General features: G+C 45.6%; 21 protein-coding genes and 1 riboswitch. Of the genes, 10 read left to right on the top strand and 11 right to left on the bottom strand.

The window, feature by feature from the left end; genetic code table 11:
* Positions 1-19: 19 nt before the first annotated feature.
* Positions 20-373 (top strand): helix-turn-helix domain-containing protein, encoded by a 354-nt coding sequence (locus AC1DM9_RS22890; RefSeq protein WP_441875623.1) that lies wholly within the window; start codon positions 20-22, stop codon positions 371-373.
* 79 nt (positions 374-452) lie between these two features.
* Here AC1DM9_RS22890 and AC1DM9_RS22885 read toward each other — a convergent pair whose 3' ends face one another.
* Both AC1DM9_RS22885 and AC1DM9_RS22880 read right to left on the bottom strand, forming a co-directional pair.
* On the bottom strand, positions 453-737 hold the full coding sequence (locus tag AC1DM9_RS22885) for a hypothetical protein (protein WP_339207799.1): 285 nt from the start codon (positions 735-737) through the stop codon (positions 453-455).
* A gap of 90 nt (positions 738-827) precedes the next feature.
* Positions 828-1,163: a YlbF family regulator gene (locus AC1DM9_RS22880; protein ID WP_441875620.1), complete on the bottom strand. Its 336-nt coding sequence runs from the start codon at positions 1,161-1,163 to the stop codon at positions 828-830.
* Positions 1,164-1,399: 236 nt separating this feature from the next.
* On the opposite strand from AC1DM9_RS22880, the gene AC1DM9_RS22875 reads away from it, so the two are divergent.
* Genes AC1DM9_RS22875 through AC1DM9_RS22850 form a run of 6 tightly spaced genes read left to right on the top strand, consistent with a single transcriptional unit; the run spans position 1,400 to position 8,166 of the window.
* Entirely contained in the window at positions 1,400-2,770 is a 1,371-nt protein-coding gene (locus AC1DM9_RS22875) for a YheC/YheD family endospore coat-associated protein (protein WP_441875617.1), read from the top strand.
* A gap of 11 nt (positions 2,771-2,781) precedes the next feature.
* Positions 2,782-4,005 (top strand): YheC/YheD family endospore coat-associated protein, encoded by a 1,224-nt coding sequence (locus AC1DM9_RS22870; protein WP_441875614.1) that lies wholly within the window; start codon positions 2,782-2,784, stop codon positions 4,003-4,005.
* Positions 4,002-5,381: a YheC/YheD family endospore coat-associated protein gene (locus AC1DM9_RS22865; protein ID WP_441875610.1), complete on the top strand. Its 1,380-nt coding sequence runs from the start codon at positions 4,002-4,004 to the stop codon at positions 5,379-5,381. Before AC1DM9_RS22870 ends, AC1DM9_RS22865 begins: the two co-directional genes overlap by 4 nt.
* Entirely contained in the window at positions 5,381-6,535 is a 1,155-nt protein-coding gene (locus AC1DM9_RS22860) for a YheC/YheD family endospore coat-associated protein (protein ID WP_441875607.1), read from the top strand. The genes AC1DM9_RS22865 and AC1DM9_RS22860 overlap by 1 nt, the downstream gene beginning before the upstream one ends.
* A 1-nt stretch (position 6,536) precedes the next feature.
* Entirely contained in the window at positions 6,537-7,034 is a 498-nt protein-coding gene (locus tag AC1DM9_RS22855; protein WP_441875604.1) for a GNAT family N-acetyltransferase, read from the top strand.
* Positions 6,991-8,166, top strand: a complete 1,176-nt coding sequence (locus AC1DM9_RS22850; protein WP_477582392.1) for a YheC/YheD family endospore coat-associated protein — start codon at positions 6,991-6,993, stop codon at positions 8,164-8,166. The genes AC1DM9_RS22855 and AC1DM9_RS22850 overlap by 44 nt, the downstream gene beginning before the upstream one ends.
* A 100-nt stretch (positions 8,167-8,266) precedes the next feature.
* Here AC1DM9_RS22850 and AC1DM9_RS22845 read toward each other — a convergent pair whose 3' ends face one another.
* Together AC1DM9_RS22845 and AC1DM9_RS22840 are read right to left on the bottom strand one after the other, a co-directional pair.
* Complete coding sequence (locus AC1DM9_RS22845; RefSeq protein WP_339207789.1) at positions 8,267-8,944, bottom strand: HAD family hydrolase; 678 nt, start codon at positions 8,942-8,944, stop codon at positions 8,267-8,269.
* A gap of 116 nt (positions 8,945-9,060) precedes the next feature.
* Entirely contained in the window at positions 9,061-9,357 is a 297-nt protein-coding gene (locus AC1DM9_RS22840) for a hypothetical protein (protein ID WP_441878896.1), read from the bottom strand.
* Positions 9,358-9,510: 153 nt separating this feature from the next.
* Here AC1DM9_RS22840 and AC1DM9_RS22835 point away from each other — a divergent pair, with 153 nt between their 5' ends.
* Positions 9,511-10,281 carry a tryptophan-rich sensory protein gene (locus AC1DM9_RS22835; RefSeq protein WP_477582389.1) on the top strand — a complete coding sequence of 257 codons (771 nt, stop codon included), beginning with the start codon at positions 9,511-9,513 and terminating at the stop codon, positions 10,279-10,281.
* Positions 10,282-10,356: 75 nt separating this feature from the next.
* Positions 10,357-11,145 (top strand): archaetidylserine decarboxylase, encoded by a 789-nt coding sequence (gene asd / locus AC1DM9_RS22830; RefSeq protein ID WP_339207784.1) that lies wholly within the window; start codon positions 10,357-10,359, stop codon positions 11,143-11,145.
* 78 nt (positions 11,146-11,223) lie between these two features.
* On the opposite strand, the gene AC1DM9_RS22825 is transcribed toward asd, so the two are convergent.
* Positions 11,224-12,009, bottom strand: coding sequence for a helix-turn-helix domain-containing protein (locus tag AC1DM9_RS22825; RefSeq protein ID WP_477582386.1), 786 nt, complete (start codon positions 12,007-12,009; stop codon positions 11,224-11,226).
* 206 nt (positions 12,010-12,215) lie between these two features.
* Here AC1DM9_RS22825 and AC1DM9_RS22820 point away from each other — a divergent pair, with 206 nt between their 5' ends.
* A complete protein-coding gene (locus AC1DM9_RS22820) occupies positions 12,216-13,520 on the top strand; it encodes an aminotransferase class I/II-fold pyridoxal phosphate-dependent enzyme (RefSeq protein ID WP_076267820.1) in 1,305 nt (434 codons plus the stop codon).
* 106 nt (positions 13,521-13,626) lie between these two features.
* Here the strand turns inward: AC1DM9_RS22820 and AC1DM9_RS22815 are convergent, their stop codons facing one another.
* From AC1DM9_RS22815 to AC1DM9_RS22790, 6 genes are all read right to left on the bottom strand, one after another.
* The gene (locus AC1DM9_RS22815; RefSeq protein ID WP_477582384.1) at positions 13,627-14,877 is read right to left on the bottom strand and encodes an ABC transporter permease; all 1,251 of its coding nucleotides are present in this window, start codon (positions 14,875-14,877) and stop codon (positions 13,627-13,629) included.
* Positions 14,877-15,626, bottom strand: coding sequence for an ABC transporter ATP-binding protein (locus AC1DM9_RS22810; RefSeq protein WP_441909028.1), 750 nt, complete (start codon positions 15,624-15,626; stop codon positions 14,877-14,879). Before AC1DM9_RS22810 ends, AC1DM9_RS22815 begins: the two co-directional genes overlap by 1 nt.
* A gap of 179 nt (positions 15,627-15,805) precedes the next feature.
* Positions 15,806-19,480 (bottom strand): S-layer homology domain-containing protein, encoded by a 3,675-nt coding sequence (locus tag AC1DM9_RS22805; protein WP_477582381.1) that lies wholly within the window; start codon positions 19,478-19,480, stop codon positions 15,806-15,808.
* Positions 19,481-19,643: 163 nt separating this feature from the next.
* A complete protein-coding gene (locus tag AC1DM9_RS22800) occupies positions 19,644-20,375 on the bottom strand; it encodes a hypothetical protein (RefSeq protein ID WP_477582379.1) in 732 nt (243 codons plus the stop codon).
* Positions 20,376-20,629: 254 nt separating this feature from the next.
* Positions 20,630-21,343 (bottom strand): IMP cyclohydrolase, encoded by a 714-nt coding sequence (locus AC1DM9_RS22795; protein WP_477511022.1) that lies wholly within the window; start codon positions 21,341-21,343, stop codon positions 20,630-20,632.
* A 59-nt stretch (positions 21,344-21,402) separates the two neighbouring features.
* A riboswitch (ZMP/ZTP riboswitch) is annotated at positions 21,403-21,482 on the bottom strand.
* A 229-nt stretch (positions 21,483-21,711) separates the two neighbouring features.
* Positions 21,712-22,950 (bottom strand): S-layer homology domain-containing protein, encoded by a 1,239-nt coding sequence (locus AC1DM9_RS22790; protein WP_477582537.1) that lies wholly within the window; start codon positions 22,948-22,950, stop codon positions 21,712-21,714.
* Between the last annotated feature and the right edge of the window lie 106 nt (positions 22,951-23,056).

Here is a 23,056-nt window from a genome sequence, read left to right as displayed (position 1 = left end):
GTTAGGCTGAGGTGAATCAATGAGTGGGATTGCAGGACTTGTAGGAGAGAACATTCGACTGCTGCGCAAAAAAAGAGGGCTTAGTCAAGAACAGCTTGCTCTTCGCGCTGATATAAATGCTTCCTATATGGGACAGGTTGAGCGGGGAGAAAAAAATCCAACGATTGATGTGCTAAGCAAAATCGCGTTTGCCCTTCAAACGCCGCTCGAGAGAATCGTGAACGTTGTTCCAAACCCCGATGCTGCAGATGATACTGACGATGAAGGATATGCCACGAAGGTTGCCCACCAAATGAACGGCTTAAGCTTAAAGGAGCAGGAAGCGGTATATAAATTCGTTAAGCAGCTTGTTCAATTTAAAGAAATCCAATAAGAAGGTTTCGTCAAATATGCTTATTAACAAGAAAAAGATCCGACGGTATAATACCGACGGATCTTTTTTTTGTTGTATGCTAACCTCGGGCTCTGCGGGCAGTTGTCGCCTTCTGAACAAGCTTCTGTTCCCATAACAGCGCCTTCGCTCGCTTAATGCGCGCGAGCTCCTTCCGTCTCTCATCATTCATAACCAGCGCATTGACATGTGACGTTATGATGATTAAAGAGAACAAAATCCATACTAATCCGAATACACTCATCAAGCTCCAAGGCGCATTCAGCTCGAGACGCGGAATCGCATATACAAGCATCGCCAGCGCAATAAGCAAATACAATACATGACGGCCTTTTCCAGCTAACATTCCCTTCAACTCCTTCATACGGTCATAAGCGGCTTATATTCTTGTCCGCATAATCATTCTATGAAGGAGGGACAGGGTATATGTCTCCTATTAGTCTACAATGGACTTCAGCACATCGGACATAATGCGGTTAACATCCTCAAACACGACGGCAAACCGGCGCTCCGCATCCATCAATTTGCCTATCAACGGATTAAGCGTAATCACTTCATAGAGCTTGCTCATCTTCTCCATATCTTCGGCAGAAGGCTCTTCACCAGCCATCATTTTTTGCTGTAAAAAGTTTTGCCGCTCGCGAAAATCATCCAGCATTTCCTTTGCATCTGCATCAGCTTCTGCTTCCAGCTTCGCAGCCTTTAATAGCAATGCCTCTTCGCTTTCCTTAAGCGCCTTCGCTAATTCATAAGCTTTGTCATAAATGTTCATTCGTCTCTCTCCCATTCTTATCGCTCTCATTTGGTATTCAATACGTCCAATCATACCCCTTATTCTATACATGAACCAAATCCTTGATGGAAAAGCATGCTAAAACAACACAAGCTTCAGAACCGTTTCTGATTCACAAAGGAATAGATGTCCTCATATGCTGAAGTAATTCGTGTAAAACACCTATAGGCCGCTAACCTCTTATCGTCATCCTCCTGCTTGGAAGGAGATTTATGATGCTCAAATCGAAAGTAGCCGTACAGGTGATCAGCTCCGGTATGCTTCCGGAGGATACGCTCATGCTTGGCGAAGCACAAGTAAAGCAGTGGAAAATCCCTCAAGGCCAGCACATTCTCGTAAAGTTTGGTGCTTTTCGGCAGCATGTCAAGGTTATTCCTGTCGCAAAGTACGACGGAATGAGGATCAGTCAAAGTTTAGCCAGACAGATGGGATTAACAAATGGCACATCGATCCGACTGCAATACAAAGCCAGCACTGCCACACTCGTTTTTGGGCCTTTAATCGGCGTTCTCATTAGCCGAGATTATCCGCATATGCCGGATAAACCCTTTGGTTCCATTACTATGTTTTGCAGGGAGCTTGTTGAAGCCTGTACAGCGCAAGGCGCGTACGTTTATTTTTTCACACCTAATCAGATCGGCACAAGTATCGACAACATTGATGGCTGGATCTATTCCGACGGCTGGCGGAAGCTCTCGATGCCCGTTCCTGACGTCGTTAATAACCGTCTTACCTCACGAAAATTGGAGAACAGACCCAGCGTACAACATTTCATGAAAGAAGTAAAACAGCACCATCAGACTACCGTTTTCAATGAAAAGTTTTTGGATAAAACCGAGGTTTTCGATGCGCTTAAGAAAGATGAAAGCTTGGTTCGCTATTTGCCTGAGTCGCATCTGCTGCGCAACTATACGATGCTGAAATCAATGTGCTCTCGGTACAGCAGCGTTTTTCTCAAACCTGTTCGCGGCAGCTTAGGAAAAGGAATCATTCGGATCACTCATCTTGATTCGAGCAATTATCAAGTGATGTATGCGACTTCGGCTGGTACTCGAAGACAGCAGTTTACGAGCTTGGTTAAGCTCTTCTCGACGATTTCCGCGAAGATGAAAACCGTGAGATACCAAATTCAACAGGGATTGCAGCTCATTGAAATCCAGAAGCGGCCAGTCGACTTCCGCGCACTCGTCCAAAAAAATTCGAGCGGTAAATGGACGATCACATCCATTGTAGCCCGTACAGCCGGAACTCATCATTTTGTCTCAAACTTAGCGCGCGGCGGCACGCTCAGCACGGTTGGAGAAGCTGTTGCAAAATCAAATCTGCAGGCAGGGGTTAGCAGGCAGGAAGCAGCGAAGCGGCTCCAACAGGCAGCGCTAAATATCGCGCGCGGCGTTGATGCGCAAATACCAGCACATTTCGGTGAGCTCGGCATCGATCTTGCAATGGATACGGCAGGCCGCGTATGGCTGCTGGAAGTCAATTCCAAACCGTCAAAAAATGATAACACACCGCTAAATGACAATAAAATTCGTCCATCCGTCCGCATGATGATTCAATACTCCCGTTTTTTAGCGGGCTTTTAACGGAGGCTTCTATGCAGAATCGAAAGGTCAAACTTGCCATTCTCGTGGCCTCAATCAACGATAATGCCTCAGAGCATGCATCTATTCCGGTAATGCCAGAGCCTTCCTTCTATCGTGCGCTCAGCATTGCCGGCGAGCAGCTTGGCATGGACGTCTATCTATTTACAGCAGAAGACTTTCAGCAGCATACGGAGTCTCTCGTAGGCTATCGATTGGAGAACGAGCATTTTTCTAAACAGACCGTCCCATTTCCTGACATCATCTATGACCGCTGTTTCTTTACTGAAGCCAATCAGCGAATAAACTGCCGCCGCATGCTCAGTTCCCTTGCTCAAGTTAAGCCTTACCAGCTTCTAAACGGAAAACTTCCTGGGAAGCTCGATGTGTATGAAGCACTCAAAGAAGACCATATGCTGAGCAGGCATTTGCCGCTTACTCTTCCCATGCAAACGACACAGCAGCTTCTTGAGCTCGCCGATCGTTTCCGAGGAGGCATCATTCTTAAGCCTTCCTCAGGGATGCAGGGCAGAGGCATCATCCTTGTGAAGCGCTGCCCGTTTGAGCAATCACTGCTCATAAAAGGTCGAAACCGAAGAAACCATCCCTTCTCGGTCTCCTTTAAGGAGGATTTAGCTTTTGAGCGATGGATTCATCGTTTCATAAGTGGAACCTCCTATTTGATTCAGCCCTATCTGGAGCTTAGCGGCAATGACAACAAACCATTTGATTTACGAGTGCTCATTCAAAAGGATGAGAAGAGCAGATGGTCGATCTCTGGAGCCGCTGTGCGCACAGGGCAAGCGGACTCCTTAACATCCAATCTTCATGGCGGGGGCGGCGCCGTCCCGGCGGCAAAGCTGCTGTCAGCCAAATTTGGCGAGTCAAAATCCGAACGTTTGCTAGAGATGATCCATACAATAAGCAAGCAAACGGCAGAACGACTGGAAAGCAAATTCGGCAGATTTGCCGAGCTCGGTTTAGATTATGGCATTGATCAGAGCGGCCGAATATGGCTGCTCGAAGCGAACTCGAAGCCTGGCCGCTCTTCCTTTGGAATCATAAGCGATCATGAGGCCGAGCGGCTTTCCATTGAAAGACCGCTTCTATATGCACGAATGCTGTCTAGGCGACTATCACCGTCCTTTGTAGCCAATGAATTCGCAAATGGCCGTCGTCATCATTCAAGTTCTGACAACCAATTACGGCCTTTCAACGTTCAGGAGGTTCATCGATGAGTTTGACAACTTGTAACGTACATTTCTCACAGCAATCGAATAAAATTGTCTATTTATCCAGCCCACTGCTCAAACATCTCAAGCTCTCAGGCAAAAAATCGGTTCACCTCAAGCTGGGCAAAGAGGTAATCGTAGCTGAAATCAAGCCATTGAAGCGGCCGGGCAATCATCTGTATTTATCAACTGCCATCCGTCAATCGATTAAAGTGCCGAAGTCAGGCAACGTTTACGTGCTTAATTCAGGCGATAATGAGGTTCAGCTCGGACCGCTGGTCGGCATACTGAGCGACAATTCGACACGCTCTGAGAGCAATCCTTTTGGTCCGCGTACCGGATTTATCAAGCAAGTCATTAAAACAGGTGAACATAAAGCTTACCTTTTCGGCTTTACACCAAGCGACATCAACTGGCAGCAAGAAACGGTCAATGGCTATTTCCTTAACCCGCAGGGCGGCTGGTACCGCAAAATCGTTCCGCTCCCGGACGTCGTGTACAATCGTCTTCCGAGCCGCAAAGCGGAGACATCTGCATCCATTAATTCACTGCGCGAACGCTTCGTGCGCCGCAAAATCCCATTTTTTAATTGGAGCTTCTTCAACAAGGCCGATGTCTACAAGCTGCTTGATAATGATCCTGAAGCGCTGACTCATTTGCCTGAATCGGTCTCTGGTCCATCTTCCGAAAAAATTAAGGAAATGCTGGAGAAACATCAATTTCTATATTACAAACCTACGGCAGGCAGCCTTGGAGTAGGAATCTACCGATTGACCTATCACCCGAAGCGCGGGTATTTCGCCCGCTATCGCAAGGGCAGCCAAAATGTGCTGCTTCGATTCACGCAATTCAGCAGCTTAATGCGGATGCTTCAGGCGAAGCATGGCAGCAGCTTGAATCATTATGTCGTTCAGCAAGGCATTCGCTTAGTTGAGATCGACAGCTGCCCGCTCGATTTTCGCTTTCACATGCATAAGAACGGCAGCAACGAGTGGGTTCCTGCTGGAATCGGAGCCAAAAAAGCAGGCCGGGGAAGTGTAACTACGCATGTGAAAAACGGCGGCTCGCTCATGACGCCTGAGCAAGCGCTTGGCAAAACATTCGGCACGCAAGCAGATGCCGTTCTTGAGAAAGCAAAGCTGGCTGCGATTAAACTATCAGAAGCGATCGAACGCAACTACCCTCATAGACTTGGTGAGTTGGGACTGGATCTCGGCATTGATAAGGATGGAGAAGTATGGATGTTCGAAGCGAACGCCAAGCCTGGACGATCAATCTTCAAGCATCCGGCGCTTCGCTCTGAGGGCCGCGCTTCGCTATCTTACATCTTAGAGCATTGCTTGTATCTCAGCCGCTTCAAAGATGAGGGAGGTACCAGCTGATGGATAGCTTACTTCCCGATGATGCAGACGTTAGAGAGCAGCGTGCCGGCCGAACCGTATTGGCGATTTTGACGATCGATGATGATGTTCAGCTCTTTCGCGGCAATCGAAGCAATTTTGTCGATTTGATTAGAACGGGTCAATCGATGGGTTTCATCGTTTATGTCCTCACCGTAAAAAACCTGCTTCTGACCAGAAGCAGCTTAAAGGGATATGTCTTCAATGAAGCTGAGGACAGCTGGCAGCAAAGATTGCTGCCCTTTCCCGACGTGATTTACAACCGAATTCCGCTGCGCGAAGATGAGATCCAACCGGCTGTAAGGCAAAAGATCAACGCCTGCCGCAAGCATCCGCGAGTCACGCTGTTTAATCCGGCTTTTTTCAACAAATGGGATTTATTCGAATGGCTTCGTTTATCAAAACTGACCAAACCTTATATCCCATTAACACGAAAACTCGTTTCGGTTACGAGCCTGGAACGCATGATGCGAAAACATTCCTATCTTTATTTAAAGCCAGAAAGCGGAAAAGCTGGAAAAGGCATAATGACGATCAAGGTTCACGCTGAGAAGCAGCTTCCTTATCGGCTAAGAATTCAAGAAAACAAAAAGAGTACGACTTACAATTGCTCCACCCTTCATAAGCTTTGGAGTCGTATTCAGAAACAAAGCGGCAATGAGGCCTATATCGCTCAACAAGGCATCAAGCTCGCCTCCTTCCAGGACCGAAGATTTGACCTTCGCGCGCTTGTTCAAAAAAACCAACGAGGGCAATGGGATATTACTGGAATAGGTGCCCGAATTGCAGGCGCATCCAGCATTACGACCCATGTTCCTCGCGGCGGTATGATTGAAGACCCAGAGAAGCTGCTCATTAATTCATTTAATGAAGAGCAGGCGCGTAAACTGCTTATAAAAGCAAAAAATGCGGCCGTTCTTATCGCTAAGCAGATTGAACGCGCCTCAGGCCAGCAGCTCGGCGAAATGTCGTTGGATTTAGGCGTCGACAGCGTAGGGAACATGTGGTTTTTCGAAGCTAATTCTAAGCCTATGAAATTCGACGAGCCTCATATTCGTCAAAAATCGTTAGAGCGCGTATTTCATTATGGAGCTTATTTAGCTAGAACAAAATTAGAAAAAGCAGGAGGCGCATAACGTGGATCTAGAGCTGCTTACACCGGAAGCATGGTTAGCGGAACAAAAAAGACTCATTGGCTTTGCCATTCGCTTCGGAGATAAGCGGCTTGCAGTTTCGACTATTCATGCGCTCCGAAAGCTTGATCCTTCATTACTACAAGATGGAGTGAGCCGTCCATGCGGCGCGGTTGCTGCAGTCGTTAAGCAAGGAAACCGCGTCGTCGGCTTCGGTTTTGCAGAGGACGGCGGCGAGGCTGCGTGCATGGTCGTCGTCCATCCCGAAGCTCGAAGCCTCGGGATTGGCAGTTCACTCGTTCAAGCCATGATTCAACGTTTAGGGAAACTCACTTGCAATGTGGCAACGGACAATACGGCAAGCATGGCTTTATGTTTTCGTTTAGGCATGACAGCCGTTTCCATGCATAGAGGGCCAACAGGCAAACCGACGCTTCGCTTTGAAAGGGGAACCACGAATGAAACAGCCCGTCCTAGGCATCCTGACTCTATATCTCAATGAAGCCGGACATCTGGAGGAACGTTCCATCTATCAGAAAATGACTTCCGCTGGACGAAAGCTGGGACTAAGCGTCTTCGTGTTTACGCCAATGGACGTCAATTATRTTAACAACAAAATTCACGCGCAGTTCTACAATCTTGACACACAAACATGGTCACGAAGGTGGACCTCGTTTCCAAATATGATTTATGATCGATGCCGAATCCAACGTACCTACCGCTTTGACCAGCTCAAAAAGTTTCGTGAACGCTATGGACATCTTACGTTCCTTAATCGCCCGCTTCGCAACAAATGGACCATCCATCGCATCCTCTCGAAAGATTCTCGATATAAAAGCTATCTGCCTGCCACGAAGTATGTCACCGATAATCAAGATATTACCGATATGATCCGAAAACATCAGCTTGTTTATCTCAAACCGATTAATGGAACCGGCGGCAGAGGAATTTTGCGAATCGAACGGCGCAAGGATGGTCAGCTTCACATCCAAGGCCGGGATCAATCAAGAAAAATTATACGACCGCAATATATTTCCACTGCAGGTTTAAACAGCTATTTGGCTCCTTGGAATTTGAAAGGCAATCGCTACATCGCCCAGCAGGGCATTCAAATAAAGCTTGCTAGCGGACGTGTGCACGATTATCGGATGCTTGTTCAAAAAAACGGAGAAGGCAATTGGGAAGTTACCGGTTGCGCTGGACGAATCGGGGCATCCGGCAGCATTACCTCTAATTTACACGGCGGCGGCAATGCTGCTACGATGAGCAGCTTGCTCAAGGAATGGCTTCGCGATGATGCGAAGGTCGCGCAGGTTAAGGAAGAGACAGAGAAGCTGGGGGTCGGCATTGCCGCTTACTTAGAGCAAAATTACGGCAGACTTTGTGAGCTTGCTCTCGATTTGGCAATTGATCGAAAAGGCGGGATCTGGCTGCTGGAGGTAAATCCGAAGCCAGCTAGGGAAGTATTTGCACAGGCTGGAGAGAAAGAGGTTTATCGCAATGCGATTATTAGACCTCTGGAATATGCCATCTGGCTATATAACCAGAAGAAGCGAAAGAAAGGTAAAGAGAAGCAGGCTGCCGTATCAGATGCCCGTGTGGATGAGAACTTCATTTCTGATAAGGAGCTGTGATGCGGCTGAGCATTTGAAATCCATAGCAAAAAAACACACCTGTTAGGGCGGCGCCATCTCTCGGCCTCCCTAACAGGTGTGTTTTTATTCAAGCTGCTTATTATTGTTCCAATAAAGGCAGGAGCTCGCGGAAATCATTAATCAGTACATCCGCTCCCTCAATTTCTGAAGCACGACCATATGTAGCATACGCACAGCCGATCGTTTGAAGACCGTTGCCTTTGCCCGCTTCCACATCCGAAGAGCGGTCTCCTACCATCCAAGCCGATTGGATATTGTGATCCTTAAGCAGGCGAGCAACTAAGTCGACTTTGGTTGAAGTCTCATATTCTCCCGCACTGTATAAGCCGTCAAATAGAGGCGCAATGCCTTTGAATTCAGCAACGCCCTTCACATATTCCTCAAGCCCATTGCTGGCTACAAACAGCTTAATCCCACGTGAATGCAGCTCACGCAGCGTTTCCTCCACAAATGGGTACAGCTCGCCTTCGCCTCTTTCCAAGCCTTCGCGCTCGTACTGAAGCAGCAAGACATCAGCCCGCTTCCGAGCAGCCTCTGTACTATCTGGCATAACCTGCCGCCAAATATCCTCCAGCAGCATGCCTAAGCAGCTTAGCAGCCGTTCTACAGGCGGCGTTTCATGCTCGTAAAGCCCTTCTTCCCTTAGCGTCTCAAAAACGCGGTGGTGAACAGGAACCAGCAATTTATCCGTTTCAAACAACGTTCCATCCATATCAAATATGACAGCCTCAGGCTTTCGCAGCTTATGTATGCCCATAGTTGAAACCTCCTTCAAAGTCTGCTCTTATCATAACGGAATATAGGAAATGATCGCAAGGCTTGATGAAGGTTAACCGTTAACCACTTGCTTCGTCAACGACTGAGATTCTTCAGTCAATTTCGCCTATGCATAGCGGAAGACTGCAGCGCTATTCTTGCCAGCGCATAAGGGCCAAGATAAGCGCCGCTTATTAAAAAAACGAAATTTTTGAGTACACGATGCACTTCCGTCATAAACACCGTATCATCCATGAGAGTCTGTGTTATGGCATCCGCTGCGGTTACAAAAAATAAAAAGATGGCCGTAACCGCAAGTCCATCCAAAACTCGACTGACTGTTCCACTCATTCGACTCAACCAGCCCATGAGAACTGCGCCAACAGCTAATGCCGCACCAATTAATATCATCATTTGCCATCACCTCTTGTGATAGGTTCGGTCATTTGATGCATACTTAAACCTCACATTTTTGGATGGAATGAGAATATAGCGAATAAAAGCGACCAAGCTTGTTTACATATGATAAAGAAGTCCAATAAAAGTAACATTTTGGAGGAATGCTGTATGAAAAATCTTATTCGCTGGTTAAATGCTGCCGGTCTCGCCGCCGTGCTTGCAGTTAATGGACTTGCACAGTGGCTTCCTATCAACGGGAAAACGACTGGAGAAATATCCGCTAAGTACCCTGTGCTTATCACTCCTGCGCCATATGCCTTCTCCATTTGGTCTTTTATTTATTTGCTGCTGATTGGTTTCGTCATTTATCAGTTCAAGCCACGTGCTGGCAAAAGCAAAAATGTACAGAACATCGGCCCATGGTTCATCATAAGCTGCCTGTTCAACGTCGCTTGGATTCTCCTGTGGCACTATGAGAAACTAACCAGCAGCGTATTCATTATGTTCGCTCTGCTGATCTCGCTAATCGTTATTTATAGCGCAATTCGAAAGGATAAGCAGCCTCCTGCTCCTATGGAACAATGGCTTGTACGGCTGCCTTTCAGCATTTACTTAGGTTGGATCTGCGTAGCTTCTATTGTTAATGTAGCTGTCGTTTTGTACGCTGCCGAGTGGAATGGCTTTGGTTTATCTGATGCTGCTTGGACCATTATTTTATTGATTGCAGCCAGTTTGCTTGCTGTTGTCATCGGTTTTAGATTTTTGGACCCGGCCTTTGTTCTTGTATTTGTTTGGTCGTTTATAGCTATTGCCGTAAAGCAGGATCAGCAGCCCGAGGTTAGTCTCTCAGCCAGCATCGCTGCTGCTATCTTAATGATTGTAGCCATTGTTATTTGGGTTCAGGCAAGGAAAGGAAAGCAGTTGCATATTGAAAAATAGAACCGGATATGTCACACTGTTTGATGTGTGTGAGGACGAAAGCCTCCTTGCAGGAAAGGACGTGACGGTTCACGTATGATAAAATGGCTGCTTCGTTCCATGACAGAATTAAGCTCGCGCAAATGGATATCTCGCATAACCGGAAAATTCGCTCAATCGGCTGCCAGCCGTCGATTTATTTCCCGTTTTGCTGCGACATATGGCATTAAAACTGAGGAAGCTGAGAAACCTCTAGCCCAATATAAAACGTTAAACGAGTTTTTTACACGGCGATTAAAACCCGGTCTTCGTGATGTGCATGCAGATGAGGACTCGCTTGTCAGTCCTGTTGATGCTCTCATAACCGGAGCTGGGCCAATAAGCAGCGGCACGATTGTTAACGTAAAGGGGCAGGACTATACGATTGAGGAGCTTCTTAATCGGTCTCCGCGAACTTCCAATTATATGAACGGCTATTATTTCGTTCTTTATTTGAGCCCAACCGATTACCATCGTATACATACGCCAGTCAGCGGTCGTGTTGTAGAGCGTGAGCATATTGAAGGAAAAGTTTATCCGGTTAATGACTTTGGTCTTCGCCATATGCGCAGAGTGCTTAGCCGCAACGAGCGGCTGATTACCTATATGCAGCATCATGCAGGGGAAACGGCCGTTGTCAAAGTTGGCGCAATGAACGTAAGCAGTATTCAGTACGTACAGCCCCTTAAGGAAGAAATGTTCAAGGGTGAAGAGCTCGCCTACTTTGAATTCGGTTCTACTGTAGTGCTGCTGCTTGAAGATGGAACCTTTACTCCGCGTGACAACCACATGCTTGGATCTAAGGTGCGTATGGGTGAGAAGCTCGGATCACTCCACGAAAACTAACTGAAGCAGACTTAGCTCAAAACGAAAAACCCCGAATTTCTCAGCGATGAGTGAATTCGGGGTTTTTCGTTTATTAGCCTATCTGATCTCCGAGGGGCTTCGCCCCGTATACTGCTTAAACTGCCTGCTGAAAAAAAAGATGTCCCGATAGCCCAGTGCATCTGCTACCTCGGTCACATTCATCCCGGCGTGCATGAGCAAATGCTGCGCCCGTTCAATTCTTGTGCGAATCATGTAGGTTTGCACCGACATGCCGATCAGTTCTTTGAATTTCATTGAAAAATATCGGGGCGACAGCTGCGCCCGCATCGCTAGATCCTCTACACGGTGCGCAATGCTTGGATTTTGCCGAATAAAGTTTGCTACCTCATGAATGGCCTCCGTCAATTGATTGCTTGCCTTCTTCTCAACTGGCAGCTGCTTGTCCTCTCTAAGCAAATGAATCATCAGCTGCTTAAGAACAAGCTGCGCCTCCTCTTCCGCTGCATACGTTTTTACAAGAAACAGCCTTACATAGCGTGAGAGCATATATTCAAAGTCGACCGTGTCATTCAATTGCCTATACCGGCTCGGCACAGCATCTATCGTTTCATTAATGGCAAAGTGAATATAGGATAATACGAGCGGACGCTGCGGGTTATGAGTGGAGCTTGTGTAGTCGCCCGGACGAAACAAGAAGCAGCTTCCCGGACCAACCTCATAGTGAGTACCGTTGACTTCAACTTCCCCTTCTCCGCTCCAAACATAAAATAAATCAAAATTGGCCATCGGCTTCTCGCGTCTAGCCCATCTCCAACCCGGCTCACATACGATTTTGGCAAACGCAGGTAACAGGATGAACGAATTCGGCGAAATGTGCAGCATAAGGAAACCTCCTGTACAAATCTATGCCGTCATCATACAACAGGGAGAAACTATTGCGCAAGCCACATGAAGTTACGAAAAAATTTGCTTTGTGAATGGTTTCCATCTCAAAAAAAATGTTATAATAGCACCCGACAAGAATAAACGGCTAACGCCTAATTATACTACATTCAAATGAATGATTTCGGAAGGATGGAATAAAGTCCATGAACCCACTTGCTCAGCAATTAAACGAGACGTTACAAGCAGAAAGCCCTAACGTTTATGCGATGTTGTCAGACTTAGGCAAAGCGATTTATTTCCCGAAGGAGGGCATTCTCAGTCAGTCCGCCGAAGCGAAAACGAAAGCAACTAAATTTAATGCTACTATTGGAATTGCAACAGAAGGCGGACAACCGATGCACCTAAAGGTCATCCAAGATACCCTCTCTGCTTACAATCCGAAAGATATATATGAATATGCGCCACCTGCAGGAAAGCCTGAGCTTCGTGCTGCTTGGCGTACAAAAATGATCAAAGACAACCCTTCCCTTGAATCAAAGGGCTTTGGTACGCCAGTCGTTACAAATGCATTGACCCACGGTCTTAGCATCGTAGCTGACCTATTCGCTAATGCGGGTGACGCTGTAATCATCCCTAATAAAAACTGGGAAAACTACGAATTGACATTCGGTATCCGCCGCGGTGCTGAAATTGTAGAATACCCGCTGTATAACGACCAAACTCGCTTCAACAGCGCTGGCCTTCGCGAAGCCTTGCTGGCTCAGAAGGACAAAGGGAAAGCCATCGTTGTGCTGAACTTTCCGAACAACCCTACTGGCTACACGCCTGGTCCACAGGAAGGCGATGAAATCATCGCTGCCATTCACGACGCAGCGGAAGCTGGCATCAATGTGGTTGTTGTAACAGACGATGCTTATTTTGGTTTATTTTTCGAAGATTCCATGCAAGAATCACTGTTCTCCAAGCTTGCTGATCTGCATCCGCGTGTGCTTGCCGTTAAAGTTGACGGTGCGACCAAAGAAGAGTACGTATGGGGCTTCCGCGTAGGCTTCATTACGTATGGTTCAACTTCAGCGGCTACTTTGAATGCATTGGAGCAAAAAACAATTGGTATCATTCGTGCCACGATTTCCAGCGGCCCGCATCCATCACAAACATTCGTATTGCGCGCTTTGACTTCACCTGAATTCGAAGCTCAAAAAGCGGAGAAATACGATATTATGAAACGCCGCGCCAATCGCGTAAAATCGTTGCTCGACAGTGGCCGTTATGGCGATGTATGGGGCTATTACCCATTCAACTCCGGCTACTTTATGTGTCTCACACTTAGCGGCGTTACAGCTGAGTCCGTACGTGCACATCTGTTGAACCAATACGGAATCGGTACGATTGCTCTAGGTGAAACAGATCTTCGCGTTGCTTTCTCTTGTATCGAGGAAGAAAATCTTGAAGAGCTGTTCGATACGATTTTCAAAGCGGTTAACGATTTGATTGCTCAAAAAGTATAATAAACACTCGCCCTTCATTCGCGAATAATTGCAAAGAACCCCTGAGTCAGCATTTCTTTACGAATGCTTCTCTCAGGGGTTCTTTTTTGTATTCCGTCTGCCCTGCTTAGTCTTCATCCTCATCTTTCGCAAGCTTCTTGCGCAAACGCGCTGGACGAATGGCGATATACATGGCGGCAAGTACAATAGCTATGAGCGAAGGGACGTAAACGCCGCCCGCCAAAGCCAGCGGCAAAGCAACAAACAGCCACAGCAGCAGCGTGCACAGCACCATCGCCAAACGATCGATTTTCAAATATTGCTCGATTCGCTGTTTTTCCGGCAACGGGTACACATGCTTCCAAACCGAATAACGATGGATATGACGCAAGCCGCCTAATTGAACTGCAATGAGTCCCATAAAAATAAAAAATACGAGAACACTGCCATAACCAGATAGCGATACGGCTTCAGCAAACCAATAGGTGATGAGGCAGCCGAGAATAAGCAGCCTTAGTATAATTCCGCCCATCTCGGTTCTAAGCATAGATGCCGTATAGAGATAAACGAATGTATTGCGATTCGAATACGGTATCGTGCGCAGAATCCAGCTTAAATACGATCTTCTTGCTATACTCGATGGGAGTGTAGGTACATCGATAAACAATCCAAAAAAAACATAATACCGTTTGCGTGTCCTTGCTTCCTCTTCAATCAGCCTCTCCCAAGGAAAAGGATGTTTTGTTGGAAGACGATAAAGCAGCATAGACAGTATACCGATGAGCAGCGTAAACCCCGCAGCCTGCCAAGCGGTACAAGTAAGCCAAGCAGCCAGCGTCAATGCTGTCATTGCCCAGCGCAGCACACGCATGAGACGTCGCATGCCAGCCCAAGTCATTCGGCGCTCTTTCCATGCTCCCCATACATTGCCCGCCTTCAGAGCGGCAGCCACGACTGCAAGAAGCAATGCGCCGTTAATGGCTGGGCCTTGGTTATAAATCGGCAAATAAAGAAGAAACACAATGGCAGCTAGTATTGAACAAGCAATTGAAGTATGACGGAACGATAAGCGCAAATAACCGGCCATCTCTGCCTCACGCGGCATCATAAAGACGACGTCCCCAGCCGCAAGCCACGTACGAAGCGGGCTCCAACATAACACCAACGTTAATGCAATCACACCAACAGTCGCAAAGGGAAAGCTTACTGGCATATGACGAATTAAATTTATGTATCCAATCGTGGAGGAGATCAAGATTAAAGACATAAAAGCTGGGAAGCCGCTTTGCCCCATATACCGAAAATAAGGCAAGGTTTCCCCGCGGAATGCCTTTGCTCTTTGCTGCCACATCAGCTCCAGCTTGCTAATATTGCTCATCAAACATTGCCCCCAGTAACGAGCTTATAGAAGGCATCCTCCAGAGAACCGCTGCGCATGTCCATGCCTGCTGCTTGTCTAATATCATCGAGCTTGCCGATCGCAACGATTTTGCCGTGGTGCATGACGATAAAACGATCGCAATATGCTTCCACAGTTGAGAGGATATGCGAGCTCATAAGGATGGCCGCTCCCTTTTGTTTTACTTCAACCAGCCGCTCCAGCAAGGAACGAATGCCAAGCGGGTCAAGCCCTAGAAAAGGCTCATCGATGATATACAGCGGCGGCTCAGCGAGCAGCGCGTTCATAATCATGACCTTTTGTTTCATGCCTTTGGATAAGTGAGCTGCAAAGGCTTTACGCTTTGGCGTCATTTGGAACTGCTTCAGCAGCTCGTCCTCACGATCACCATACTGCTTGTCCTTTACGCTATAGGCCATCCCCGTTAAGCGCAAGTGCTCCTCAACGGTCAGCTCATCAAATAGAACCGGCGTCTCCGGCACATAAGCAAATGCGCTTCTGTAACGCTCCGTTTCTTCCTCCAGCGTAACGCCATCAACCTTTACTTCCCCCGCCTGCGGCTTCATTAAACCTAAAATATGCTTAATGGTCGTGCTTTTTCCAGCGCCATTCAGACCGATTAATCCTACCATCTCGCCCGCTTTTACCTCAAAGGAGATATCATGCAGTACTGGTCTTCGTGGGCTGTAACCGCCGATTAAACCATTCACCTGTAAAATAGAATCCATCCTATCACCTTCAACTATGTAAATTAGTTTATCTAGTAAACAGCATACCGAATTATCGGACTAATATCAAAGAAAGCAATGATTTGTGTACAAAAGCAAGAAGCATGCACAAAAACGAAAAAAATGGGCAGCCATTGGCCGCCCATTCTTTAAACACTATAATTTGCGTTCATATCGTATTACTTTGAAAGCAGATTATAAAGCACTTGTGCCACTTGAGCTCTCGTAGAAACATCTTTAGGGCTCAGCTTTGAATTGTTCCCCGTAATGATGCCGCCCTCAACTAGCACCTTGAAAGCGTCGGTTGCATAGCTTGCAATTTGAGCGGAATCACTGAAGCTGGACACCGCAACATTTGTCTCTGCTTTAGGCAATTCACCAAACACTTCAAGTGCACGATACAGAAGTGTAAATAGATCTTGACGTGTAATTTTGCTATTAGGGTCAAACGTATTGCCTTCTACACCTTTCGTAATACCCAGGCGCTTAGCAGCTCCCAAGTAATTCGTATAGTAGGTATTCCCTGCATCATCAAAATTAGCTGTCTCTTTCTCATTTGGCTCGATGCCGTATGCTTTCAATAACAAGACAATGAATTGGCCTCTCGTCACTGTCGCATTCGGGCTGTAATGGTCCTCGTCTGTACCTGTTGTAATGCTTCTTGCCGCAAGGAATAAAGCGGCATCCTTATACCAAGCTGCATCCGAAACATCTTTAAAGCTTACTTTATTGTATCCTACAATGTACTGGGAAAAATGTGTCGTAACAAAGTTTACCGTTCCTGTACCCGCGTTGTATTTCCCGCGGATCGTTTCCAAGCTGCCGAAATCCGTTACATAGTAGACCACTACAGCATTTGGATCTTCTCCGGCTTTTAAAGTATAAGGCACACTAACTTGCACATTGCTGCCGCCAAAGCTTGTAAGCTGGGTAGTTCCTGCGAATACGGAGAAATCATAAACCGGTCTGTCACCCAAAGCTTCCTTGCCCTCGTCAGTCAGCTCTACTTTCGTAATAATAATGCTGATGTCACCCGCTTCAGCCGAATTGCTGATGCTTTCGATTGCTTTTGCATCAAAAACGACAGTGCCAACGCCAAGATTGGCCTTCACACCCGCATTTGTGTTTGAAGCTACTTCATTAAACGATTTTCTAGGAATGCTCAGCTCTACAGATTTAGTTTGAGCTGTAGCTTCAACCTTAAGCTCAACGACAGAGGTTTTGCCTGCTGCTTCCGCTTTCTTTGCAAGCTCAACTAGGCTTGTAATAGAAGCTGCGGTTGCTTTCGCTACGGTTGCACCTGTCGCAGCATCGGTTGTTGCTGTGATCGTTGCTGATGGTGCTGTACCATCATTGTCTCCGCCTGCTGGAGGTGTAGGTGTAGGCGTTGGATTTGGGCCATTGTTTCCACCACTTGGAGGGGATACATAATTAGGTACAATGACATCTAGCACTGCGCCGGCATTATAGCCTTCCTTAGCCGCAAACCTCACGTTGTAAGTGCCTGATGATAAACCAGTAATAGATGGCGCTGTAGCCGCTTGATAGGACTCAGCTCCTGACAGCTTGTATTCAAGTGCTGTCGTTGTTCCTGTAATTTGTCCATCATTATTAGCTGAAGAGGTAGGAGCTACACCCGTCAAGCCTGATGGTTCCGGCTGCTCTTGTAGAGCAAACGCTTTGATAACGATATTAATTGCTGGGCTTGCACTGAATCCAGGTTTAGCTGCAAATCTGATATTGTAGGTGCCTGCTGCGAGACCAGTTATCGCTGGTTCTATTGCCGCTTGATAAGCATCCGTTCCATCTAATCTGTATTCTAGAGCTGCAGTCGTTCCTGTAATTTGTCCATCGTTATTAGCAATCGTTGTCGGTGATACGCCTGTTAAGCCAGTCGGCGCTTCTTGCGCTTCCTCGCCGTAAGCCGGAATAACAACCTCTACTTTAGGGCTTGGGCGATATCCTTCTTTTGCCGCGTAACGAACATCATAAGTACCGTAAACAAGATCTGTAACAGACGGTTCTGTTGCACGAATATAATCGGATAACGAATTAGACAACTTGTATTCAAGCGCTGTCGTCGTTCCTGTAATTTTACCGTCATTGTTAGCTGATGTCGTTGGTGCAACGCCTGCCAGCCCTGTTGGTGCAGCTTGGTCTTGAATATAGGATGGAACCACTACGTTCACAGCTTCGCCCGCTTTGTACGAAACAGCTGCGGGAATTCCTGCTGTATGAGGACCATTGTATCCAAGCTTGGATGCATATCTAACATTGTAAGTGCCTGGCACTAAGTTAGTTATTGCATCACCAGTTACAGCCTTGTAATCCGTTTCACTTTCAAGCTTGTATTCTAGCGCTTTGCCTTTCGTTCCTGTAATTTGACCATCATTTTCATCGGATGAGGTTGGTTTAACCGCTGTCAGCCCTGTAGGTTTGGCCTCAACTCTTGCGAATAGGCTTTTCAAAGCATTCGTATAGTTATTGTAATTCACACCAGTAAGCCCGCTGCTTACATAATCAGGTTGAATATTGGTCCAAGAATACATCAATTCAATATGCCCAAGAATTGGAGCCCTGTTGCCATCAGCATCCTTGTTGTCTTTGTTATATTGAAAGAGGTAAGGAACCTGAGCTTTGCTTGCGATTACTTCTACGCCGTTCTCATTCGTATACTTTACATTGTTGCTTGCTTTTACATATTGTGTTTTGATATCAGGCAAATATTTGTTAATCAAATCTACATACAGATTGGCATTTGGATGATTCGTATCTCTCGTTTGAAAGAATATGCCGTTATGCGGGTCAGCGTTCGGGTCTTTATTAAGATCCAGGATCGAAATTCCCGAATCCAGCTTGGTGTCCCAAAAATAAACTTTATCAATGTTATTTTTTTTCGCATATTCGTTAATAAACTTAATGGCTGCTTGTGTATTCGGGCACCAAGAGCCGCCGAACAAGATCGTATAATTCCCTTCGCTCTCGAGAATCTTCGTCAATTGGTGATAGGTTACATGTTCAAATACGAGATCGCCATCCGATTCGTCAAAAATAACCGTTTCTTTTTTGTTGATGATTGATCCGTTTCTATTGAAAGCTGCTTTGATAGAATTCGAACGGTTAATCGTATCAAATGAAGTGATTCCTTCAAATACTTGACTCACTTTTGCTTTGTAAGCATCTACTTTGCCCGTGTCCAAAACACCATCTGTTAAATAATCGTTCCATACATTCGTTGATGCCAAAGAGGAAACAATTTTCTTTTTGTTATACACAAACAAGAATGGTGCTTCAATTTTTTTCGCTGAGCCTTCTGAAATTACTGTGCCCTTGCTGTCTTTTTTCGTATAGCTAACGATATCTCCTGCTGGAAGTACTTCATCGAGGTTCGTTAAATATTTTTTGACCAGCTCGACATACGCTTCTGCAAAATCAAAAGTGTTGTTGCCGACTTTGATTTCTTTCGTTTGCGTTTCAGCAATCTCTAGTGATTTGCCATCTAACCTCGTATCAAAGTTATAGATGGTTTTTACGCCGTATTGCTTCGCCACCTGATTAATAAAGCCGATATTCGCTTGTGTTTTATCGCTCCAAGCTCCGCCAAACAACACCACATACGTGCCTTCGCTGTCAAAGAGATTAATAATATCTTCATACGTTACCGTTTGAAGAATATGGTTCTCATCATCCAAATGATCATACACATTATTAAAATAGTTATAATGGCTGGCGCCGCTATTTACTAGAGTTTCCGAAGCTGGATTGGCATTAACGATATTGGCAGCCGGCAAAATTAATAACGCAGCCAATATAAGAGCTAACCATCTTTTGGATGTATTAAATTGTAATTTCATGTTCATTCCTCGTTTTCATCAAATTTTGTCGATGTGCCAAGTGTGAAATATGTATTCTCCACTAGTCGCTTCAAGATCTCGTGCAGGGAGCCGGTCATAAGAGGCTGATCTGCCTCTTATGACCACCCCCATTTCATAACTCATGAATACGTATTTCTTGTTTCTAGCAGATTTCTTCTTCCGTCGTCGATGGTGCTGGCTGTTGACCTTCGGAAGACGATGATGATGATGAAGAGGATGAAGCAGGAGCCTCTGAGGATGATGGTGCTTTCGGCTGTACCGTATCTTTTTTCACAAATGAGACCGATTTAGATGGTTTCTTTTCTTCTTTCGCAGCTGGCTCCGCTGGTTTCGATTGTGTTTCTTCTTTCGCAGCAGGTGCTGCTGCTTTTGGCTCTTCTTTCACAACGGCTGCAGCTTTAGGCTGGCTTTCTTCTTTCACTGTCGTTGCTGCTTTAGGCTGGGCAGCTTCTTTCGGCTGTGTTGCTGTTTTTTCAACCGATGTATTTGCTTTAGCCGCAGGCTCTTCCTTTGCTGCTGCCGCTTTAGCTGCAGGCGCCTCTTCCTTCTTATCTACAGCAAGAGTAACTTTGGATTTATCTTCTTGTTTCGCATCTGCTTTTTCTGCTTCAGGTTTATTTGCCTCTATCGTGTCCGCCGTTTTTGTTTGCGGTTGTTTTTCGCCTTCTGCTGCAGCTGTGTTTACTTCTGATTTTTTCTCTGTGTCAGAAACGGTAATGATTTTGGATTGATTCTCTTCCTTTGCTTCGGTAACAATTGCAGCGTTGTCCTTCACCGCAGGCGCACCTTGCGCCTGTTTGGCAGATACGACAACATAGGTTAGGGCTGAGAAGGCTACTGTTGCAGAAATTAATGTTAGTGTTAGTTTTTTCATGATTGTAAACATCCCTTTCGCTTCGCTCTTTGAGCTTTTTTGTTTTTTTGGATAAAAAAAGGAGACCCAACAAGGCGCAGAACTGCGCTCCTATTGAATCTCTGGTGGTCCAGTAGATTATCTTCTTTTGTCATCCTACAAAATGGTTTTTCAACTCACTTTGAATATATTCCTATATTATTCCTCAGAAACGACCCTGTCAACGATTATTTAAATTTTTCCCATCGTTTTTGTCGGAATTAATTATATAGACACTAAAACGTCTGATTTTTATTTATTATTTTAAATTCCACCTTACGATCATCGGTATGAATAAACTTCACAAGCAATGAAATTTTATGATCTGCGTTTATGCTGCTCCAGTAAAATCGAGCCGTTTCATCCATTGAATCAAATAAAGGAACCTCCAGCGGTTCACCTTCAAAAGATCTCAAAATACCATTTTCTTCACCTTTATAAGTGTGAATGCAATGACCTATCCCTTTTGTAAAAGAGTCGTAATGAAAGAAATGACGGATGCAAAATGACGGATCGTTTTGCCTTGTTTTCAAAATGGACAAGCTGTACACAGCTGATTCAGTATCAATAATACCGGAAATACGCGGTGTATAATGGGGAGCATCCGGTTCAAACTTTCTGCTTTTTAATGCATCTTCAAACGTTTCTTTTTTGCCATAAGCTTCATAGATGGTTTCCGTCTGATCTCCATTGGAAATGATGTCCATCCCATTAATACTCTTTATCGGATTATAAATAATCAATGAAGGGTCTTCCATTTTTGCCGCATCATATGCTCTATTTTTTACAAACTGCTCCTTACGCTCAAAGATTCGGTTGCGACTGTTCACGCTTCTGCCCATTATCCAATACACTTGAGCAAAATGTTTTCCTGACGGGCTCATCCCCATGATTATCGTTCTACCAGGATACGGATTATTAAATAACTGATCTTCATAGGACTGCAACATACTCACCTCAACCTTTTTATTTTATCTGAAAATAAAAAAAGCATTTGATCATTGATCAAATACTTTGCCCAGGCGCACGACATATGAAATAGGTGCTCCCTCGTGGTCATCCACGTTTACGCCAGTTGCACCCACCTAAAATTTACATTTATTATAGTTCGATATCGCAATTGAAATCAAGCTCTATTACAGACTAACTATGAAAGTTAACGCGTATATTTTCTAACGAACTGTATCGTGCTTATTATGCAGAAAACTAAGCGCTGCTGGATTCGCAAGCTATATTTTTGATTGTTGAGCAATGAAAAAAGGGCTGTTCCAAAAGTAGAAAAATCTACTTTCAGGACAGCCCTTCACTTATATAAACCTTATTTCACTTCAATTGATTTAACTGTACCATTGTCGCCTTTTACTTGTACATATTGACCAGCCTTCAGCTGCGAGGAGTCACCTGTGATGACTACACTTGGATCAATGCTGAATGTTGTGACAACTGCCTGTGAGTTTTCATATCGAGTAATGAGAGAAACCGTCGTCAATTTCGCCTGATTGTTGAACGTTAATGTATTAATAATTCCGTTCTCCGAGAAAGCTGTACTAACAGGAGCCGACTTCGTTACTTCAATAAATACGATACGATTAAGATACGTACGAACGAGTACCTCATCACCTGCTCGGAGTGAGCTCACTGGCGATTTTTTATCATCTCGGAAAATAAACACATTCGAGTCTAATGCTAGTGAAACCTCCGTGTTATCTCCTTTAACAACCGTCAACTTGCCATCAGCAGGAGCTGCTTTTAGCTTGCCTAAAATGGCTTGTGCATCATGATTAGGCATTTCCGTATCTGTACGATCGAGAAGCGCTGCCAGCTCTGCACGGGTTACTGGTTGATTAGGACGGAACGTTTTTCCATTCTTATCATTGTAGCCGGTAATAATGCCTTTCTTCAAAGCAAGAGCAACATAACCTACAGATCCAGCAGGGATCTCTTTTGCATCCTTAAAGTCAAGCTTCGTATTATTGAGCGCCTTCGCTTCGTCTTCCAGTTTAAGCGCTTTTACGAGAAGAATCGTAGACCATAGTCTTGTCGCGTTTGCTTCCGGTTTCACTTCCGATTCAGTCTCAGAGAATAGATCGTTCTCCAGCGCTACTGCAACGTAACCAACAGCCCAAGGGTATTTTTTTGCGATTTTATCCCCGTCATTAAATTGCAAGTCCGTTTTCATTTTATCTGCTGATTCCGCTTGTGAGCGAAGACCCATCAATCTGACAGCAGCAGTCAACGTTTCAATACGGTTGATTTTCTGATTAGGCTTAAATGTACCATCCTCATAGCCAGTAAATACGCCCTTCGACGCTAACCGCATAATGTATTCCATAGCCCACTTCAGATCGTCCTCATCTTGAAATTGCCATGTTACTTTATGTTTATCGTCCTTGTCATACTTGTCATCCTTGTCCTCATGACGGCCTTTATCATCATTACGATCGCCATCATGCCCTTTGCCTTTACCGCCATCTGCAAAAGCTGACGTCGCACCGCCTGCAAGCATTAGCAGCGCAAGCGAAGAAATTGCTGTCTTTTTCCACATGGTTTGTTTCATCAAGAAAGCCACACTCCTTTTTCGATTGCGGGTTTTGCCGCATTTTTTACCTTCGCCCATACGTTTCGGGAGAGGCAGATCGATTTAAGAGGGTGGCTTTCAAAAT

This window comes from Paenibacillus sp. 01T431, from assembly GCF_056398625.1.
Note: the sequence above shows the minus strand (reverse complement) of the source record. Positions and strands in the feature narration are given on the sequence as shown.

Bases quoted from the DNA above. Each gene is read 5' to 3' on its own strand.
- AC1DM9_RS22890 (WP_441875623.1), top strand. From the start codon at position 20: ATGAGTGGGATTGCAGGACTTGTAGGAGAGAACATTCGACTGCTGCGC.
- AC1DM9_RS22885 (WP_339207799.1), bottom strand. From the start codon at position 737: ATGTTAGCTGGAAAAGGCCGTCATGTATTGTATTTGCTTATTGCGCTG.
- AC1DM9_RS22880 (WP_441875620.1), bottom strand. From the start codon at position 1,163: ATGAACATTTATGACAAAGCTTATGAATTAGCGAAGGCGCTTAAGGAA.
- AC1DM9_RS22875 (WP_441875617.1), top strand. From the start codon at position 1,400: ATGCTCAAATCGAAAGTAGCCGTACAGGTGATCAGCTCCGGTATGCTT.
- AC1DM9_RS22870 (WP_441875614.1), top strand. From the start codon at position 2,782: ATGCAGAATCGAAAGGTCAAACTTGCCATTCTCGTGGCCTCAATCAAC.
- AC1DM9_RS22865 (WP_441875610.1), top strand. From the start codon at position 4,002: ATGAGTTTGACAACTTGTAACGTACATTTCTCACAGCAATCGAATAAA.
- AC1DM9_RS22860 (WP_441875607.1), top strand. From the start codon at position 5,381: ATGGATAGCTTACTTCCCGATGATGCAGACGTTAGAGAGCAGCGTGCC.
- AC1DM9_RS22845 (WP_339207789.1), bottom strand. From the start codon at position 8,944: ATGGGCATACATAAGCTGCGAAAGCCTGAGGCTGTCATATTTGATATG.
- AC1DM9_RS22840 (WP_441878896.1), bottom strand. From the start codon at position 9,357: ATGATGATATTAATTGGTGCGGCATTAGCTGTTGGCGCAGTTCTCATG.
- AC1DM9_RS22835 (WP_477582389.1), top strand. From the start codon at position 9,511: ATGAAAAATCTTATTCGCTGGTTAAATGCTGCCGGTCTCGCCGCCGTG.
- asd (WP_339207784.1), top strand. From the start codon at position 10,357: ATGATAAAATGGCTGCTTCGTTCCATGACAGAATTAAGCTCGCGCAAA.
- AC1DM9_RS22825 (WP_477582386.1), bottom strand. From the start codon at position 12,009: ATGCTGCACATTTCGCCGAATTCGTTCATCCTGTTACCTGCGTTTGCC.
- AC1DM9_RS22820 (WP_076267820.1), top strand. From the start codon at position 12,216: ATGAACCCACTTGCTCAGCAATTAAACGAGACGTTACAAGCAGAAAGC.
- AC1DM9_RS22815 (WP_477582384.1), bottom strand. From the start codon at position 14,877: ATGAGCAATATTAGCAAGCTGGAGCTGATGTGGCAGCAAAGAGCAAAG.
- AC1DM9_RS22810 (WP_441909028.1), bottom strand. From the start codon at position 15,626: ATGGATTCTATTTTACAGGTGAATGGTTTAATCGGCGGTTACAGCCCA.
- AC1DM9_RS22805 (WP_477582381.1), bottom strand. From the start codon at position 19,480: ATGAAATTACAATTTAATACATCCAAAAGATGGTTAGCTCTTATATTG.
- AC1DM9_RS22800 (WP_477582379.1), bottom strand. From the start codon at position 20,375: ATGAAAAAACTAACACTAACATTAATTTCTGCAACAGTAGCCTTCTCA.
- AC1DM9_RS22795 (WP_477511022.1), bottom strand. From the start codon at position 21,343: ATGTTGCAGTCCTATGAAGATCAGTTATTTAATAATCCGTATCCTGGT.
- AC1DM9_RS22790 (WP_477582537.1), bottom strand. From the start codon at position 22,950: ATGAAACAAACCATGTGGAAAAAGACAGCAATTTCTTCGCTTGCGCTG.